The organism is Flavobacterium sp. AC274, from assembly GCF_979258275.1.
Map to the genome: position 1 here is coordinate 64,704 of NZ_OZ409852.1, position 18,412 is coordinate 83,115.

Here is an 18,412-nt window from a genome sequence, read left to right on the forward strand (position 1 = left end):
TTGTTGTTATTGAATTGATTTTTAAAATTGATATCAATATTGACATTGACATTGCTATTGAATTATTTTATTTTAAATCGTAATCCTGCATAATACATTTGTCCGTAAATAGGTGCATATGCAATCGAAGCGTCAAAATTTGGACCAAAAGGATTATCTGCTCCTAAAATAGCTTTTTCTTGTTTATAGTTTCCAATATTTTCTCCACCAATATAAACTTCAAAAACAGGAGAAAAAACTCTTGTCACCTGAATATTCATCACAGCATAAGAAGGAGAAAAATCAGGAAATTGATCTGCAGCAGGGTTTGTAGCCGTGTATGGCAATTGTTGTTTTCCTGACCAGTTAAAAGTATAATCAAATTTCCATTGTTTACCATCGTTAAGATTGGTTTCGTATTCCAAATTTCCTAAAAAACGATGTTTGGCCTGCAACGGGCGCTGAAAAGTTCCTCGCAAATAATCGGTCTGAATGTCATAATATTTATAAGCGGTACGCAAATTCAGATTATGTGCTAACTCATAATTAAACTCAACCTGCAGGCTATTCGCAAATGAATTTCCTTTTAAATTATAAAACAAAACTTCCTGCGGACTTTGCATTAAATCGACAACGGCCTGATTTTGAAAATCGGTTCTGTAAAAATCAAAACCTGCATCGGCATTTTTATTAAAAAGTTTAAATTTTTGAGAGAAACTAATACCATAATTCCATGCAATTTCAGGATTTAGTCCATACGTTTTTCCGTTATTATCTAAAATTGAAAAAGTTCTTGAACTCGCAAAAAGCTGTTGATTTTCGGCAAAAATATTGGCAGAACGTTTTCCTCTTCCGGCAGAAAAACGAATTACTCCATTTTTCCAAGGATTGTATCGCATGTGTAAACGTGGCGTTACGAAAAAACCAAGACGGTTATGATTATCAACCCTTCCTCCTAAAATCAAACTAAAATTATCGGTATTGTCATATGTATATTCAAAAAATGCCCCAACTGAATTATCAATTCGGCTATAATCGTTTACATTCACAAATTCCTGATATTGATCGTAAGTAAAATTTAAACCCGTTGTGAATTTATGTTTGGTATTATTGATAATCGAATTGAAAATTAAATTCGAATAATAACTATTTTGCTTAATATCATATTGATTTAAACCAAAGTAAGAATTTTGATTATGACTGTTAAAAGCATTTTGAAAACCGATACTCTGGTAAGGCATATCTTTAAAGACATAACCTATTTTGGTAGAAACCTCAAAACGTTCGGTATTAATTTCTGATCCCCAGTAATTAGTTGTACCGCGATCTCTGTCTTTATCAAAATCGACTTCTCCGGTTTGTTTTTTATCATTCATATATCTGAAATTGATAAAACTCACCAATCCACTTTCAGGATCATAATACTGATATCTGTTCAAAACATTGATTTGTTTCCCTAACGGATTATCTAAAAATCCGTCATCGTTCATATCATTCTTCGCTACTCGCGTATTTCCGTGTACAAACAAACTTGTTGCCCATTTATCAGATAATTTTTTATTGAAATGCGTATTTAGCTCAAACCGCGAATCTGTAGAACCGTAGGCATTCAGAAAAAACGGAATATCGCTTAACGGTTTTAAAAGCTCTGTGTTTATTTGTCCCGAAATACTTTCGTAACCATTAATAACACTTCCTGCCCCTTTTGTAATCTGAACACTTTCTATCCAGGTTCCGGGCGTAAATGATAATCCGTAAACCTGAGAAGCACCGCGGACTGAAGGGATATTTTCTTCGGTAATCATTAAATACGGACTTGTTAAACCCAACATTTTAATTTGTTTGGTTCCTGTTAAAGCATCAGAAAAATTGACATCAATAGATGGATTTGTTTCGAAACTTTCGGCCAGATTACAACACGCAGCTTTGAGTAATTCTTTACTGGTAATTGTTGCTGTATTTGCCGTAAGCGTATAGGATTTTTTTATTCCTTTTTGCTTTTTTGTAACTTTCACTTCCTCCAAATCTTCTTGCGAAAACACAGAAACAGAAAGCAAAGTCATCACAAAAAGCATGATATTTTTTTGCATAAAAAATGATTTTAATTATTTAGAAAATGCTGTTTTTGAATTCTCACAAGAAATAAAAACAGGGAATCACAAGCCAAAGTCAGGCTTGATTCTAAACATTAAAATCAGGCGTAAAAAATATATTGTTGATATAATTGATATAAAGGCGGCGCATTCGCATCAGAATAATACGAAGTGATTTGATTGCTTTTGAAAATAGGAATTGATAAAAAAGCAATTGGTTTAAATTCCTGAATTATTGCAGGAAAAGCAATTTGAAAAAAGAATATTTTGATAGTGGCATCATCTGATTTTTTTTCAAAATGAACTACTTTGTCTTTACAACAAGAAGATTTTTTTTCGGATGCTCCACAGCATTTTTTTCAGAGGAAACAGAAGCTGTGGTATTTAATGAAACAGAAGCAATTTTTCCTCCGCAATAATGCACATCAAAAGCAAACCCAATGTTGGAAACCAACAATAGGAAAGCTAAAAATAGTCCTGTGCACTTTTTTAAATTCATATTGCAAAACTATTTAAAAAGCTTCGGAAAAGCGCAAAAAAATGTTATTTTTTGAGATTTTGCTGCTGATAATAAAAAGCCGGAATAAATAACAGCACAAATATTGGCTGAATAATAAATCGTCTTACATAGAAAAGGATCCAACTTCCTTCCGGATAAAATTTCAGGATTGTGAAAAACATACCAAAAAGCAGCAATAAAAAAAAGACGTATAAAACGGAACTGAATTTAATTATCTCAACATCTTCAAACAAAGAATAAATTAACACTAAAGACAATACTGTATTCAAAAAATACCGAAATAAAAGTCCTCCAAAAAGCCTCAAAAGGTCAACTTCGGGAAAAGGCAAACTTTTAAAATCAGATTCAAAATAAACTAAAAAAGGATCATAAAAAAGCTGATTTTCAAAAGCTCTGATAATTCCGAAACAGGTTACAATTACAATTGCTATTATAATTTTCCACTTATGTTCGAATATGTTATTTAGCATACTTTGAAAATTTATTCACCCAAATGATCCACAAAATAAAAACTACTCCGTAAATAACTAATGGAAAAAGAACTCCATGCAGAATATGTTCTTTTTCGGGGAAATGAAATAATAACACCGTTAGTAATGCAATTCGAATTACATTTAACAGATATATGATAAGGATTCCAAAAAGAATAAAAAACAAAGTGGTTTTAAATTTTCCTGAAAATGCAACTACAAAAGATATAAATAATATAATAACACTTATGGCATTACAGCCTTCTATGATTCTCAATGTATATCTTTTGTTGTACCAAACCTCTATATAAGGATTCGTAATACTTTTGAAAATTTTAATATCACAATTAAACAAATCCATTAACTGGTTAACATTATGACCAACAACATTTGTTATTCCGTCAACATCATTGATTTCAAAACTATTCAAATAGAATTTATAAACTACCGTAAGCAATATATAAACACCAAAAAAAGTGCTAATAAAAATTAGAAATGGCTTGAATTGTAATAAATATTTTCTCAAAGGATTTTTTTTCAAATTTATATATTTTTTAACTTCGGCTTTAAATACTTTTGTATAAAATTTTTATACCATGACATTTCAGGAATTACAACCGAAAATAAGCGCTATAGTAGCTGAAAACAACATTGTTAGAGACGAAAAACTTTTGGCAATTTGTCAATTATTAAATGCAAATGTAGAATATTATAACTGGGTTGGTTTTTATTTTGCCAATCACGAAAACAAAACCCTTCATTTAGGCCCTTATGTTGGTGCAGAAACAGATCATACTGTGATTCCGTTTGGAAAAGGAATTTGTGGACAGGTTGCAGAAAGTAATGCCAATTTTGTAGTACCTGATGTTGCTGCTCAGGATAATTATATTGCATGCAGCTTTACAGTAAAGTCTGAAATCGTTGTTCCTTTATTTGTAAACGGTGTAAATATTGGTCAGATTGATATTGACAGCCATGTTATAGATCCTTTTACAGAGGCTGATGAACGATTTTTAGAATTTGTAAATCAAGAAGTTGCTAAACTATTCTAAAAGGGCTATTTTTAATAAAAAATAGAACTGAATGAAGAGAAACATATTACTCCTTTTGCTTCTGATAATTTCAGCTAATCTGTTTTCACAAATTAATGTAATGTCTAAGAAAATTTTTCTTGACTCATTAAATCGTGAAACAACGCCCGAAAACTACAGTTACACACGAATAATTACGAATTATTCTCAAAAAAGTGCAAGATACGTTGTTACCGATTTCTACAAAAACGGAAGAAAGAAAATGACAGGTACTACTTTAGACAAGGATATTTTAAAAAAAGATGGAGAATTTATTTGTTATTATAAAAATGGGGCAAAAGAATCTGTCGTAAATTATTTAGAAGATCATAAATCAGGCAAAGAAATTAATTGGTACGAAAACCAAAGTAAGAAATCTGAAAAACAGAATCTCTGGGATTCAAAAACAAAAAAATCCCAAACTTTAATTCTTAATTACTGGGATGAAAACAAGAATCAAACCATAATTGATGGAAACGGAGAATATGAAGAAACAGATAAATATACAACACAAAAAGGAACTATTAAAAACGGACTAAAACAAGGTACGTGGCAAGGGAGTGACATTTTGCGCAAGATTACCTTTATTGATAATTATGATCGGGGCGTTTTAATTTCGGGCGTTAGTATCGATGAAAACAATGTGAAATCTTCGTATTCTTCTTTAGATAAGAAACAAGCAGGCAGAAAATAATTCTAATCATAATAATTAGATCATTATATGTGATACCTATTACAGTACCAATTAACAATCTAAAAAAAGATCAAATATTGCTCAAAAAACAAAATTTGGTATTCTATTTTAAGATTCTCTTATTTTTGTTTGATTCTTTTGTTTTTTTACCTTATTTTTGCACCCGTCTTACAAAAGATGTATGACATACATAAAAATCATTAAATAATATTGGAATGTATTTAACTAAAGAAAAGAAAGAAGAGATTTTCGCACAACACGGTGGTGCAACAAACACTGGAAGCGCAGAAGGTCAGATTGCATTGTTCACTTACAGAATTTCACACTTAACTGAGCACTTGAAAAAAAATCGTCACGATTACAACACAGAGCGTTCTCTTGTACTATTAGTAGGTAAAAGAAGATCTTTGTTGGATTACTTGAAAAAGAAAGAGATCAACAGATATCGTGAGATTATCAAAGTATTGAATATCAGAAAATAATCAATATAGAAAAGAGGTGCGAAAGTGCCTCTTTTTGTTTTTAGATTACAAGCATTTTATAAGAAAAAAAGTTTGGTTTTTCATTGGGTTTTAGAAACAACAACTACACACAACAACTACAACACAACTAAAACCCATTGTATAACCAATAAGGAAAAATTATGATTCCACAATTATTTGTAGAAAAGATCGATTTAGGTGATGGCAGAAGCATCACAATCGAGACGGGTCGTTTAGCAAAACAAGCTGATGGTTCGGTAGTAGTAAGAATGGGCGACACGATGATACTTGCAACAGCAGTATCTGCACGTAGCGCTAACCCAGCGGTTGATTTTTTACCATTAACGGTAGATTACCGCGAAAAATTTGCAGCAGCAGGTCGTTTTCCAGGAGGTTTCTTTAAAAGAGAAGCTCGCCCTAGCGATAGCGAAGTATTAACAATGAGATTAGTTGACCGTGTTTTACGTCCGCTTTTCCCAGATGATTACCATGCTGAAACACAAGTTATGATTCAGTTAATGTCTCATGACGAAGAAGTTATGCCAGACGCTTTAGCTGGTTTAGCTGCATCTGCAGCATTAGCAGTTTCAGATATTCCATTTTACAACTTAATTTCTGAAGTTCGTGTTGCACGTATCGACGGGAAATTTGTAATCAACCCAAGCAGAACAGAATTAGAAAAATCAGACATCGATATGATGATTGGAGCTTCTTTGGATTCTGTAGCAATGGTTGAAGGAGAGATGAAAGAAATTTCAGAAGCTGAAATGGTTGAAGCAATTAAATTTGCTCACGAAGCTATTAAAGTTCAAATTCAGGCACAATTGCGTTTGCAGGCTGCTTTTGGTAAAAAAGAAATTCGTACTTACGAAGGTGAGAAAGAAAACGAAGAAATTTACAAAAAAGTAAAAGCTGCAGCATATGATAAAATTTATAATATTGCAAAAGTTGGATCGGCTAAACACGAAAGAAGCGCTGCATTTGCTGAAGTAAAAGAAGAAGTAAAAGCTTTATTTACTGAAGAAGAATTAGCTGCTGATGGAGATTTAGTTTCTAAATATTTTTACAAAACAAACAAAGAAGCTGTTCGTAACGTAGTATTAGAATTAGGTATTCGTTTAGATGGCAGAAAAACTACTGATATCAGACCAATCTGGTGTGAAATTGATTATTTACCAAGAGTTCACGGTTCTTCTTTATTTACACGTGGAGAAACTCAGGCTTTGGCTACTGTAACTTTAGGAACTTCCAGAGAAGCTAACCAAATTGACTCTCCATCTGAACAAGGTGAAGAGAAATTCTACTTACACTATAACTTCCCTCCTTTCTCTACTGGTGAAGCAAAACCTCTAAGAGGAACTTCAAGAAGAGAAGTTGGTCACGGTAACTTAGCTCAAAGAGCTTTAAAAAATATGATTCCTGTTGATTGTCCTTACACAATTCGTATTGTTTCTGAAGTTTTAGAATCTAATGGTTCTTCTTCTATGGCGACAGTTTGTGCTGGCACAATGGCTTTGATGGATGCTGGAGTTCAAATGGTGAAACCAGTTTCTGGAATTGCTATGGGATTAATTACTGACGGTGAGAAATTTGCTGTATTGTCTGATATTTTAGGTGATGAAGATCACTTAGGAGATATGGACTTTAAAGTAACCGGAACTGCTGACGGTATTACAGCTTGTCAAATGGATATCAAAATTGACGGTTTACGTTATGATATTATGGAGCAGGCCTTAGGACAAGCACGTGAAGGACGTTTACACATTTTAGGTAAACTTACTGAAACTATCGCTGCACCAAGAGCTGACGTAAAAGCTCACGCACCAAAAATTATTACAAGAACTATTCCTGGAAACTTTATTGGAGCATTGATTGGACCTGGTGGAAAAGTAATTCAGGAATTACAAAAAGCTACAGGAACAACTATTGTGATCAACGAAGTCGATGAGCAAGGTGTTATTGAAATCTTAGGTACAGATCCTGCCGGAATCGAAGCAGTATTGGCTAAAATTAAGTCAATCACTTTTAAACCACAAATGGGAGAAGCTTACGAAGTAAAAGTAATTAAAATGTTAGATTTTGGAGCTGTAGTAGAATATACTTCTGCACCAGGAAATGAAGTTTTATTACACGTTTCTGAATTAGCTTGGGAACGTACTGAAAATGTAACTGATGTTGTAAACATGGGAGATGTTTTTGAAGTGAAATACTTAGGTGTTGACCCTAAAACTAAAAAAGAAAAAGTGTCAAGAAAAGCACTTTTACAAAGACCTCCACGTGAGGAGAAAAAAGAGTAATCAGATCTTAGTTTACTAAAGGTTTATTCATAGAAAACCCCAATTCATTTATTTGACTTGGGGTTTTTCGTTTTTATCTTTTTTCAATTCATAACAAATCAACTTTTCAAAAACTATCCATTAAACAATTTGTGTCTTTTTATTGATTTTCCTTCTCTAATTAAATAAGCATGATAAGAGCTTGGAACATCATGTGTCCATTTAGGTAAAAAATAAATTATTAGATAAACATCAATATGCCCCACTATTCCAAAAAATACTGCAAGAAAAAAGGAATTCCGGCGTGACCAAATCCAATCATAGAAACAAATGCGAGCAACAATGTTATACCCCACAATTTAGATAAAAGAGCATGTGTACATGTTTCTTTTCCAAATTTTAGAATACTAAAAACATATGTCAGACCTTCCATTACAAAAATTGAAATAATCGCATATTTATGTTCAATAATAATTTCTGGATTTAATAACCACGTACACCAACCTACACAAATCCAAAAAACTAAATCGACCTGACTATCCATTCGACGTAATTTTTCTGATGACACACCTACTCTTCTGGCAATAATACCATCAAAAATATCCGTTAACAATCCGAAGATCATTAATGACACTAAAATCATTCTAACATGCACAAAATTAGTGCTCGCAATTAGAATCATTATGAAACCTAACAATAATCTAATAAGAATAAGCAATAAAGGAACTTTTTTCATTTCTAAAATTTTAATAATTCCCAACAAACCTATTGCAATTATCGCATTTTGATTTGTGCAAAACAATAATAACAATTTATACATTTGTGATTATCGCAAATTATGAAACATCAGGAATCCTTTTTAAAATCAATTCGAAACAAAATTCCAAAATCCACTTCTCTAATAGATGAGATTGCTACCGTTTTAGAAATCAGTTACGATGCATCGCACCGAAGAATATCCGGAAAAAGTAAATTTTCATTGGATGAAACTATTAAACTAGCCAATCATTTTAATATTTCACTGGATAATTTATATGCGAAAAAGGAAAATATTATTGTTGAGAAAACAATTGAAATAGAAACATTAAAAGATATGCTTCAGTATTTCAAAAGATCGGCAGAGCAAATTGAAATATTAACGAAAGATTCTAATACCGTATTATTTTATTCTGCAAAAGACATTCCCCTATTTTATTTCATGGACGGAACCATATTATCAAAATTTAAAGCTTTTGTCTGGCTTAATCTTTTAAATACAAATCCAAAAAAAGTTTCCTTTGAAAATTTTGTGATTGAAGAATCCTTTACAGAATACATGCAAAAACTAAAAACTGTATATGAAAATGTCCGTGTAAATGAAATATGGAATGATACTACCATCAATAGCAGTCTACAACAAATTCTGTATTTTTATGAAGCAGGATTACTTAGTCTAAAAAATGCAAATGCCCTGTGTAAAGATTTAAAGAGAATCATTAATTTAATACAGGAAAAATGCAATGAACCCAATACCAATTTTGCAATTTATTATAATGAGTTGATTTTACTAAATAATAACATGCTCATAGAAACCGATCAAAAGTTAACGATGTTTGTACCTTATACGCTACTAGGTTATTTTATAACTGATAATGAAGATGGCTGCAAAAATGTACATCAGTTTTTCAAACAACAAATCACAAATTCAAAACCCTTAGGGCAATCTGGAATAAAAGAGCAAAATTTATTTTTTAATCGAGCCATTAGAAAGATAGAGTATTATCTGGAGAAGATAAATTCGCAGGTAGATCTATTATTTTAAAAGCAGATATTAAATACGTAATTTATTCACATAAAATCCTAATTCATTTATTTGAATTGGGATTTTCCTTATAAAAAAACAAACATTAAATGACATTTTAACACTTATCCGTGAAATTTGTAACATTTTTTTGATACTTTTGGAATCGCCAAAACCAAACATTAAAACCACACAATCCTTTGAAAAATTATCAAAAAAAATCTGCATTCCTTATTTTATTTGGATTATTCTTAAACATTTCCATTATTCACAGTCAAACCAGCAATGATGTTGCTATTTACAATTGGTTTGACAAAACTATAGGGAAAGAGAATCTGGACATCATTAACGGCATCCCGCACACCAATCCTTACAGAACAACCGGAGATAGTCATTTGTATTATATTGATCAATACGAATTAGGAACCCTTAATTATGAAGGACAATTATATTACAACGTAAAACTAAAATATGATATTTATAGAGATATTTTGGTTTTAAATCCTTTTGGAGAATCAGAAAGTGTTGGTATAAATGTTATCACTACCAAAGTTGGATCTTTTTCTATTAAAGATAAAAACTTTGTGAATATCGATAAAAAAGATCCGGCGGTTCCTGAATTTACAGCAGGTTACTATGAAGAGAATAAAATTTCGCCTGATTTTGTATTTTACATTAAGCATCATAAAAACCAAATAAAATCGATAAATGAAGGTGTCTTACTTTATACTTTTAAAGAAAACACATCATACTTTCTTGATTTAAAAGGTAAAATTTATTCTATAAAAAGCAAAAACGATATCATCAAACTGTTTCCAGATCAAAAAAAACAAATCAATGGGTTTTATTTAATGAATAGAGAACTTAGAAAATCTGACGAAAATCAATTTATGAGAAATTTGATGAAATATATTAGTAATTCTCTTTCCATTCAAACCAAATAAGACAAATGAAAAAATTTCTACTCGCCTTAATTATTTTATTCTCATTTCAATTATCTGTTGCTCAAAATACGAATGAGAAAATATCTATTACTTTTAAAGATGAAACTCTTGAAAGTGCATTAAAAGCAATTGAAACAAAAACATCTTACAAGATTTATTTTGATCCTACATGGGTTGGCGCTAATAAAGAGTTGATAAACGGAACTTACACCGACGTTAAAATTGATGAGATACTGGATAAAATTTTAAATAAAACCGATTTAAATTTTATCATTCTAAAAAACAAAATCATTCTGACACTAAATAGCACAATTCACGATGATTTGCCTGCTAATTATTTTTCTGACGCTCCGATTGAAACTCCTAGCAACGATAATAATAGTGACAATCCTGTTTTTTATCAGCAATATGACTCATTAAACAGTTACAGCGTTACAAAAAAAGCATCTATTGTTTTTATTGGTAAGGAAAATAAGGATATAACCAAGAAAAACTATACTGTTTCCGGTTCTATAAAAAATGCCGAAACCGGTAAACCCGAAGCCAACATATATATTAAAGTAAAAAATAAAAACATCAGTACTTCTAGTGATCCTGATGGAAATTATACTTTGCAACTTCCCAGAGGAATCAATGTTATTGAAATAAAATCATTAAGCCACAAGGATGTATCCAAAACTTTAATGGTTTATGATGATGGTACTTTTGATATTAATGTTAACGACAAATCAAATCAGTTAGATGAAGTTGTAATTAATAAAAAAGGAAGAAAACAAACTGAAACCGCTGTTTCAGGCTTGGTTTCTATTGATATTGAAGGAATAAAAAATGTTCCTTTAATTCTTGGCGAAAGAGACATTTTAAAAGTTGCAACTACTTTTCCTGGTATTAAAACAACGGGAGAAGGATCGGCGGGATTCAACGTTAGGGGAGGAAAAGACGATCAAAACCTAATTCTTTTAGATAATGCTGTACTTTATAATCCACAACACTTTTTAGGTTTTTTCTCTGCCATAAACCCTTATACTGCTAAAAAAGCCGACATCTATAAAGGAAGTATTCCTGCTGATTTTGGCGGAAGATTATCATCTGTATTTGATATTACAACCAAAAACGGAAATCCTGAAAAGTTTTCCGGTGAAGGGGCAATTGGTCCAATTACATCAAACCTTACACTTAGTTTGCCAATAGAAAAAAACAAATCAAGTATTATTTTTGGAGGTCGTGCAACCTATTCGGATTGGATTTTAAAATCTTTAGATGATGAAAATCTTAAAAATAGTCAGGCTGGTTTTTATGACGGAATCCTTAAATACAATAACGCTATTAACAGCAATAACAATCTTGAAGCTACGGCTTATTATAGCCATGACCGTTTTAGTTTGGATACAGATTCTATTTATAAATACAGCAACAGACTTGCTTCATTAAAATGGGATCATACTTTCAACAAAAAAAGCAAAGCAGCTTTAATTTTTACAAATAGTGAATATAAGTTTAATATTGATTATGATTCAGATAATGTTGATTCATTTGATTTTGGATATAAAGTAAACGAGTCGCAAGTACAGTTAAAACTCAATTATCAATTAACTCCAAAACATAATTTATCATACGGTATTGCAAGTAAATTATACAATATTGCTCCAGGATACCAACATCCTAAAAATCCTGAATCTCTTTTAATTTCTACTGATATTGAAAAAGAAAGGGCACTAGAATCTGCCATTTATTTAGCCGACAGCTACAAATTAAGCGATAAATTATTGCTTGATTTAGGTTTGAGGTATTCTTATTATGCAGCTCTGGGAGAAGCCAATATAAATTCTTATCAGGAAGGTTTGCCTTTAAGTAACGAAACTGTAACAGGAACTACACATTATAAAAAAAATGAAGTTATAAAAACATATGGCGGCTTAGAACCTCGTTTGGCGGCACGTTATTTTATTACCGAAGATTTCTCGATAAAAGCCGGATATGACATGACCAGACAGTACATTCATCTTTTATCAAGTAATGTAACACAATCACCTACAGATACCTGGAAATTATCAGATTCGAATGTTGCGCCACAAACCGCACAACAAGTTTCTTTAGGTTTGTTTAAAAATCTAAAAGATGAAGAATATGAAATTAGTCTTGAAGGATATTACAAAAGATCTAAAAACATTCTTGATTACAAAGTTGGAGCACAACTTGTTTTAAACGAAAATGTAGAAACAGAATTATTGCAAGGCGAAGGAAAAGCTTATGGAGTTGAACTTTTATTGAAGAAAACAACCGGAAGATTAAACGGATGGATTGGTTATACGTACTCACGCACGCTTATTAAACTTGACAGCCAGTTTAGTTCAGAAAAAGTAAATAACGGAAATTATTTCCCTGCAAATTTTGATAAGCCTCATGATTTAAGTGCGATTTTAAATTATAAATTTACAAGACGTTACAGTTTATCAACCAATTTCTTATATCAAACCGGAAGACCTATTACTTATCCTATTGGAACTTATCAATATGGAAATGCACAATATACATTGTATAGCGACAGAAATGCTTATAGAATTCCTGACTATATTCGTCTGGATATCGGAATTAACATTGAAGGAAACCATAAAATAAAAAAACTGGCTCATAGCTTCTGGAACATATCCGTTTATAATGTTTTAGGAAGAAATAATCCGTACTCAATTTATTTTGTCACTGACCAAAGTGGAAAAGTAAAAGGCTATAAAACATCAATTTTCTCAATACCTGTACCAAGTATTACTTATAATTTTAAATTTTAATTTAAATGAAAAATTATAAACTAAATAATATTCTGGTTTTCACTCTATTAGTTATTCTCTGTAATAGCTGTACAGAAACATATCCGCTGCTAACTAATAGCTACGAAGAGGCTTTAGTAGTTGAAGCTACAATAACTAATGAATTGAAAACGCAGGAAATAAAACTTACTAAAACTGCCAAGTTTGAGGATGAAAGTTATCTTCCTGAAAGTGGCGCAGAAGTTTTTATAACAGATGACTCAGGTAATCAGTATAACTTTAAAGAAGACGCTGAAAAATATATTTCTACAGTAGAATTTCAAGCTGTACCAGAAAGAAAATATCAATTACATATTAATACCAAAGACGGAAGATCGTTTGAATCGTCTCCTGAAACTTTAACTACCATTAATCCGATGCAAGAGGTAACTGCTGCAGTTGAAGCTAAAGATAATGTGAATGGAGTAAGTATTAGAATAAAAAGTTTCGATGCTGCACACGCATCAACCTATTATCGATATGAATACGAGGAAACCTATAAGATTGTCACTCCAAAATGGAGACCAATAAAAGCAGAACTAAGCGATACCGGCTCACTTATTTTCCTTACAAATTCACCAGATACAAAAGTTTGTTATGGAAGCAAAAAAAGCACAGAGATTCTTTTAGCCAATACAAATGATTTGAGTGAAGATCGTGTTGATTTTCTGGCACGATTCATTAGTGATCAGGATTATATAATGACAACCAGATATAGTATTCTGGTAAAACAATATATAGAAAGTTTAGCTGCCTTTAATTACTACACAACTTTAAAAAAATTATCCGGGTCAGAAAGTATTTTATCTCCAACTCAACCGGGACTTTTATTGGGTAACATACAATCTCTCAACAATCTGAACAATAAAATAGTGGGATATTTCGATGTTGCATCAGTATCAACAGAAAGAATTTATTTTAATTATGCTGATTTATTTCCGGGCAAAGGCGCGCCGCCATATGTTACTGATTGCCTGGAATATTGTTATGGTAATCCTGAAGCCGGAACTTCTCCTGTACCTTGTACACATGTATTGTCGCCCAACCAAGATTTAGCATTAGGCTTTGTAACTTATTTCACAGGAATTGACGGCCCAGATTCATTTAGTTATTGGGTTAATGCTCCTTGTGGAGATTGTACCACTTTTGCATCGAATATAAAACCAACTTTCTGGACAGATTAACATTTTCAATTCTAATAAAAAAATGAAAAGTTTCTAAATCAAAAAGTGCAAAATTTAAGTAATGAAAATCCATAAAATAAAAAATATAATCCTTTTTGCTTTTCTTGCTATCCTTTTAAATGGATGTACAGAAACGTATCCGCTTTTGACTAACACATATGAAGAAATAATTGTTGTTGAAGCCACTTTAACTAACGAACTTAAAAACCAGGAAATAAAAATTACCAAAACTTCAAGATTTGAAGATGATGGTATTGAACCCGAAACTGGTGCAAAAGTTGTCGTTAAAGATGATCAGAACAATGAATATTTGTTTGAAGAAAGTGCAGGAACTTACAAATCTCAAACTGCTTTTGCCGCAGCTCCGGATAGACAATACACATTGGAAATTACCACAAAAGACAGGAAAATTTACCAATCAACGCCACAAACCTTAACAGCTGTAAATCCAATTGAAAGCGTTGTGCCATCGCTTGCAACAAATAAGAATAATGAAACCGGAATTCAAATTAATGTAAATAGTTATGATGAAAACAAGAGTTCAAAATACTATCGTTATGAGTATGAAGAAACCTATAAAATTGTTGCACCAAGATGGAACTCTTTAAAAATTATAGCAACTGGACCACAAACCGTTGCGTTGATTAACAATGATCCAAGTACGAGAATTTGTTATTCAACTCAAAAATCGAGCGATATTATTTTAGCGAATACTAACACTCAGACAGAAGACAGGGTAAACTTACCAATTCGTTTTATACAAGAAGACAATTATATCATTGGCCATCGATACAGCATACTGGTTAAACAATATATAGAAAACTTAGAAGCTTATACTTTCCATAGAATATTAAAAGATATAGCAGGATCATCAAGTATTTTATCTCCCAAACAGCCTGGTTTGCTATCCGGAAACATAAAATGCATTAGTGATTCTAACACAAAAGTCATTGGCTTTTTTGATGTCGCTTCTTACTCTGAAATAAGGATATTTTTTAATTACAATGATTTTTTTCCTGCTAAACCAGCACCTTACTTCAATACATGTGAAGATATTCCTTTTCTGTTTTGCTTTGGAGGAGAAGACTGCTCAGGAGAAAGTATGATTTATAACATCAATAGAAACCTCATGACGTATATTAGTAACAGTGCACTAAATTATAGACTAGTAGACGCAGAATGCGGAGATTGCACATCATTTTCATCTAACATAATACCTTCATTTTGGACAGAATAAAACACCTTATTGCATTGTTTGTACTCGTGAGTACACAATTCGTCGGCGCACAGCAAACCATCTCTTTAGATGAGACTGTTTTCATTCATTCAAATGCAACCACATTTGTTTCGGGTGAAACCTTATTGTATAAAATTTATTGTTTAAAATCTACAGATAAAACACCCAGCAATATTAGCAAAGTAGCCTATGTTGAACTTGTAGACAATAATAAAAAATCGGTATTTAAAACCAAAGTTTCGCTGGAAAACTCAGTTGGACAAGGCGATTATTTTATTGCTACAACTTTAAAAACCGGAAATTACAAACTGATTGGTTATACAAACTGGATGTTAAACAAACCTGTTTCTGAGTTATTTCAATTAGATATCAATATCGTTAATCCTTATAAAACAACTGAAAAAGGCACTTCTGAAAATGCTTTAACTTCAAGTGCTGTTAGTTCTTCTAATAGTTCAGAAACTGCATCAAATCAAAGTAGTATCACAAACGAAAATGTCAAACTTAATTTGAATAAAAAAACATTTTCAAATCGTGAATTAGTTGATTTGAAAATTGAAACTTCAAATGCAGTTTTCGCAGATGGAAATTATTCTTTATCTGTTAGAAAACTAGACAACATACCAACTAAAAGTCAAATTTCTGCAACAGATTTTGCAACAAAATCATCATATCCGGCATTGCTTGATTTACAAAATAAAGATCAGAAAATAATTCTGCCTGAATTAAGAGGAGAAACTATTTCCGGAAAAATCACAGCACAAAATGGCAGCGATAAAATTGCAGACATAAGCGTTGGTTTATCACTTCCAGGGAAATCTTTTGCATTTAAAGTAGTAAAAACGGATGCTGACGGAAATTTTATTTTCAACATAAATAAAACGTATTACACTCCGGATATTATTGTTCAGATAATTGATGAAAAAGCGATTAATTATAATCTGACTATAAATAATGCTCCGGAAATAGATTACTCAAAATTATCTTATGAGCAAAATGCTAATTTATCGTATGTAATCAAAGAAAGCCTTCTGGACAGATCTGTTTCAAGTCAGGTTGAAAATGCTTATTATCATAAAAAAGTAGATAATATTGAAAAAACACCAACTCTGGAAACGTTTTATTATCCTCTTGGAAAAGAATATGTTCTGGATGATTTTACCCGATTTAAAACATTAAAAGAAACGATGACCGAGGTTGCTACAGAAGTTTACCATAAACAGGTTGGCGATAAAACTTATTTACACGTAAACGATCCGAGTGTTTTTCCTCAATTACCTGATGCTGCATTAGTTTTGGTTGATGGATTATATTTAGAAAATCAAAATGATTTGATGATTTACAACATGAAAAACGTTTATAAAATTGATGTAATTATTGGAAGATATTATGTAGGTTCAAAATCTTTTAACGGTTTGGTTAGTTTCACCACTTTTGATAAAGATTTTAAAAGCACACAAAAAGGAAGCTTTATCGCAAAACCTACTGTACTAAGACCACAACCAAAGAAATTATACAACAAAATAGAGTATACAAATTCTAGTGATAATGCAAGAATTCCAGATTTCAGAAATCAATTGTTCTGGAATCCTGAAGTCGCTTTAAACAGCAAGAATAATAATTCTTTTTACACCTCAGATATTTCAGGAACTTTTGAAGTAAGACTTGAGGGTTTTGCAAAAAACGGATCAGCAGTTTCTTTAAAAGAAATCATCGAGATAAAAGACTCAACGTCAAATTAAAAGACTTAAATCATTAAATAAAAATTCCCGTTTCTAAAGTGTAGAAATGGGAATTTTTATTTTTTTCAAAATATTTGTAACTTTTTCATAACTTATTACGTATAACTAATTGTACACTTTAAAAATAAGGAGACAATACAATGAGACAACTTAAAATCACCAAGCAGGTAACCAATCGTGAAACTGCATCGTTAGATAAATATCTACAAGAAATCGGAAAAGTTGACCTAATTACCGCTGATGAAGAGGTAGAATTAGCACAAAGAATAAAGGCTGGTGATCAAAGAGCTTTAGAAAAACTTACAAAAGCCAACCTACGTTTCGTAGTATCGGTTGCTAAACAATATCAAAATCAAGGATTAACACTTCCTGATTTAATTAACGAAGGAAACTTAGGTTTAATTAAAGCAGCTCAACGTTTTGATGAAACTCGTGGTTTCAAATTTATCTCTTATGCAGTATGGTGGATTCGTCAATCGATCCTTCAGGCTTTGGCAGAACAATCACGTATTGTTCGTTTACCATTAAACAAAATTGGTTCTATTAATAAAATCAACAAAATGTATGCGTTATTAGAGCAATCTAACGAGCGTCCGCCTTCTGCTGAAGAAATTGCAAAAGAACTTGACATGACTGTAAATGACGTAAAAGAGTCTATGAAAAACTCTGGTCGTCACTTATCAATGGATGCACCTCTTGTTGAAGGAGAAGATTCTAACCTTTACGACGTTTTACGTTCTGGAGAATCTCCAAACCCGGACAGAGAATTAATTCATGAATCATTACGTACTGAAATTGAGCGTTCATTAGAAACATTAACTCCAAGAGAGGCAGATGTTGTTCGTTTATATTTTGGTCTTGGAGATCAACACCCAATGACTTTAGAAGAAATTGGAGAAACTTTCGACCTAACTCGTGAGCGTGTTCGTCAGATTAAAGAAAAAGCAATCCGCAGATTAAAACATACTTCTAGAAGTAAAATCTTAAAAACATATTTAGGATAAATAATATTTTGTTTCAGGTTTCAAGTTTCAGGTTGCTATGAGTAACCTGAAACTTGAAACTTGAAACCTTTTTAACGCAAACAACAGTTTGATTGACTGTTCGTTTTTTGATTGATGATTGAAACTCCGGCTG

At 31.7% G+C, this 18,412-nt stretch carries 14 protein-coding genes and 2 pseudogenes; 11 read left to right on the top strand and 5 right to left on the bottom strand.

Going from position 1 to position 18,412, the window contains the following annotated elements; translation table 11 throughout:
- Positions 1–62: 62 nt before the first annotated feature.
- From ACZZZT_RS00260 to xrtF, 4 genes and pseudogenes are all read right to left on the bottom strand, one after another.
- A complete protein-coding gene (locus ACZZZT_RS00260; RefSeq protein WP_463459056.1) occupies positions 63–2,069 on the bottom strand; it encodes a TonB-dependent receptor plug domain-containing protein in 2,007 nt (668 codons plus the stop codon).
- Positions 2,070–2,173: 104 nt separating this feature from the next.
- Positions 2,174–2,571 (bottom strand): annotated as a pseudogene (locus tag ACZZZT_RS00265) (HYC_CC_PP family protein).
- Between the two features lie 44 nt (positions 2,572–2,615).
- Positions 2,616–3,062, bottom strand: a complete 447-nt coding sequence (locus ACZZZT_RS00270) for an exosortase F system-associated membrane protein (protein ID WP_042566103.1) — start codon at positions 3,060–3,062, stop codon at positions 2,616–2,618.
- Entirely contained in the window at positions 3,052–3,603 is a 552-nt protein-coding gene (gene xrtF, locus ACZZZT_RS00275) for an exosortase family protein XrtF (RefSeq protein ID WP_463459057.1), read from the bottom strand. Before xrtF ends, ACZZZT_RS00270 begins: the two co-directional genes overlap by 11 nt.
- 55 nt (positions 3,604–3,658) lie before the next feature.
- Here xrtF and ACZZZT_RS00280 point away from each other — a divergent pair, with 55 nt between their 5' ends.
- The 4 genes from ACZZZT_RS00280 to ACZZZT_RS00295 all read left to right on the top strand — a co-directional run bounded on the left by ACZZZT_RS00280 (position 3,659) and on the right by ACZZZT_RS00295 (position 7,605).
- Positions 3,659–4,114, top strand: coding sequence for a GAF domain-containing protein (locus ACZZZT_RS00280; RefSeq protein ID WP_042566101.1), 456 nt, complete (start codon positions 3,659–3,661; stop codon positions 4,112–4,114).
- A 100-nt stretch (positions 4,115–4,214) separates the two neighbouring features.
- The gene (locus ACZZZT_RS00285) at positions 4,215–4,826 is read left to right on the top strand and encodes a hypothetical protein (RefSeq protein WP_463459058.1); all 612 of its coding nucleotides are present in this window, start codon (positions 4,215–4,217) and stop codon (positions 4,824–4,826) included.
- 215 nt (positions 4,827–5,041) lie between these two features.
- Positions 5,042–5,308 carry a 30S ribosomal protein S15 gene (rpsO, locus tag ACZZZT_RS00290; protein WP_042566099.1) on the top strand — a complete coding sequence of 89 codons (267 nt, stop codon included), beginning with the start codon at positions 5,042–5,044 and terminating at the stop codon, positions 5,306–5,308.
- Positions 5,309–5,469: 161 nt separating this feature from the next.
- Positions 5,470–7,605, top strand: coding sequence for a polyribonucleotide nucleotidyltransferase (locus ACZZZT_RS00295; RefSeq protein WP_042566098.1), 2,136 nt, complete (start codon positions 5,470–5,472; stop codon positions 7,603–7,605).
- A gap of 113 nt (positions 7,606–7,718) precedes the next feature.
- Here ACZZZT_RS00295 and ACZZZT_RS00300 read toward each other — a convergent pair.
- Positions 7,719–8,320 (bottom strand): annotated as a pseudogene (locus ACZZZT_RS00300) (CDP-alcohol phosphatidyltransferase family protein).
- A gap of 102 nt (positions 8,321–8,422) precedes the next feature.
- On the opposite strand from ACZZZT_RS00300, the gene ACZZZT_RS00305 reads away from it, so the two are divergent.
- From ACZZZT_RS00305 to ACZZZT_RS00335, 7 genes are all read left to right on the top strand, one after another.
- Positions 8,423–9,385 carry a helix-turn-helix domain-containing protein gene (locus ACZZZT_RS00305; protein WP_463459059.1) on the top strand — a complete coding sequence of 321 codons (963 nt, stop codon included), beginning with the start codon at positions 8,423–8,425 and terminating at the stop codon, positions 9,383–9,385.
- Positions 9,386–9,564: 179 nt separating this feature from the next.
- Positions 9,565–10,308, top strand: a complete 744-nt coding sequence (locus ACZZZT_RS00310) for a hypothetical protein (protein WP_042566095.1) — start codon at positions 9,565–9,567, stop codon at positions 10,306–10,308.
- A 5-nt stretch (positions 10,309–10,313) separates the two neighbouring features.
- On the top strand, positions 10,314–13,094 hold the full coding sequence (locus ACZZZT_RS00315; protein WP_463459060.1) for a TonB-dependent receptor: 2,781 nt from the start codon (positions 10,314–10,316) through the stop codon (positions 13,092–13,094).
- A 5-nt stretch (positions 13,095–13,099) separates the two neighbouring features.
- Positions 13,100–14,296: a DUF4249 domain-containing protein gene (locus ACZZZT_RS00320; protein WP_463459061.1), complete on the top strand. Its 1,197-nt coding sequence runs from the start codon at positions 13,100–13,102 to the stop codon at positions 14,294–14,296.
- A 61-nt stretch (positions 14,297–14,357) separates the two neighbouring features.
- Positions 14,358–15,533, top strand: a complete 1,176-nt coding sequence (locus ACZZZT_RS00325; protein ID WP_463459062.1) for a DUF4249 domain-containing protein — start codon at positions 14,358–14,360, stop codon at positions 15,531–15,533.
- On the top strand, positions 15,521–17,275 hold the full coding sequence (locus ACZZZT_RS00330) for a hypothetical protein (RefSeq protein ID WP_463459063.1): 1,755 nt from the start codon (positions 15,521–15,523) through the stop codon (positions 17,273–17,275). Before ACZZZT_RS00325 ends, ACZZZT_RS00330 begins: the two co-directional genes overlap by 13 nt.
- Before the next feature lie 140 nt (positions 17,276–17,415).
- Complete coding sequence (locus tag ACZZZT_RS00335; protein WP_007804760.1) at positions 17,416–18,279, top strand: sigma-70 family RNA polymerase sigma factor; 864 nt, start codon at positions 17,416–17,418, stop codon at positions 18,277–18,279.
- The last annotated feature ends 133 nt before the right edge of the window (positions 18,280–18,412 follow it).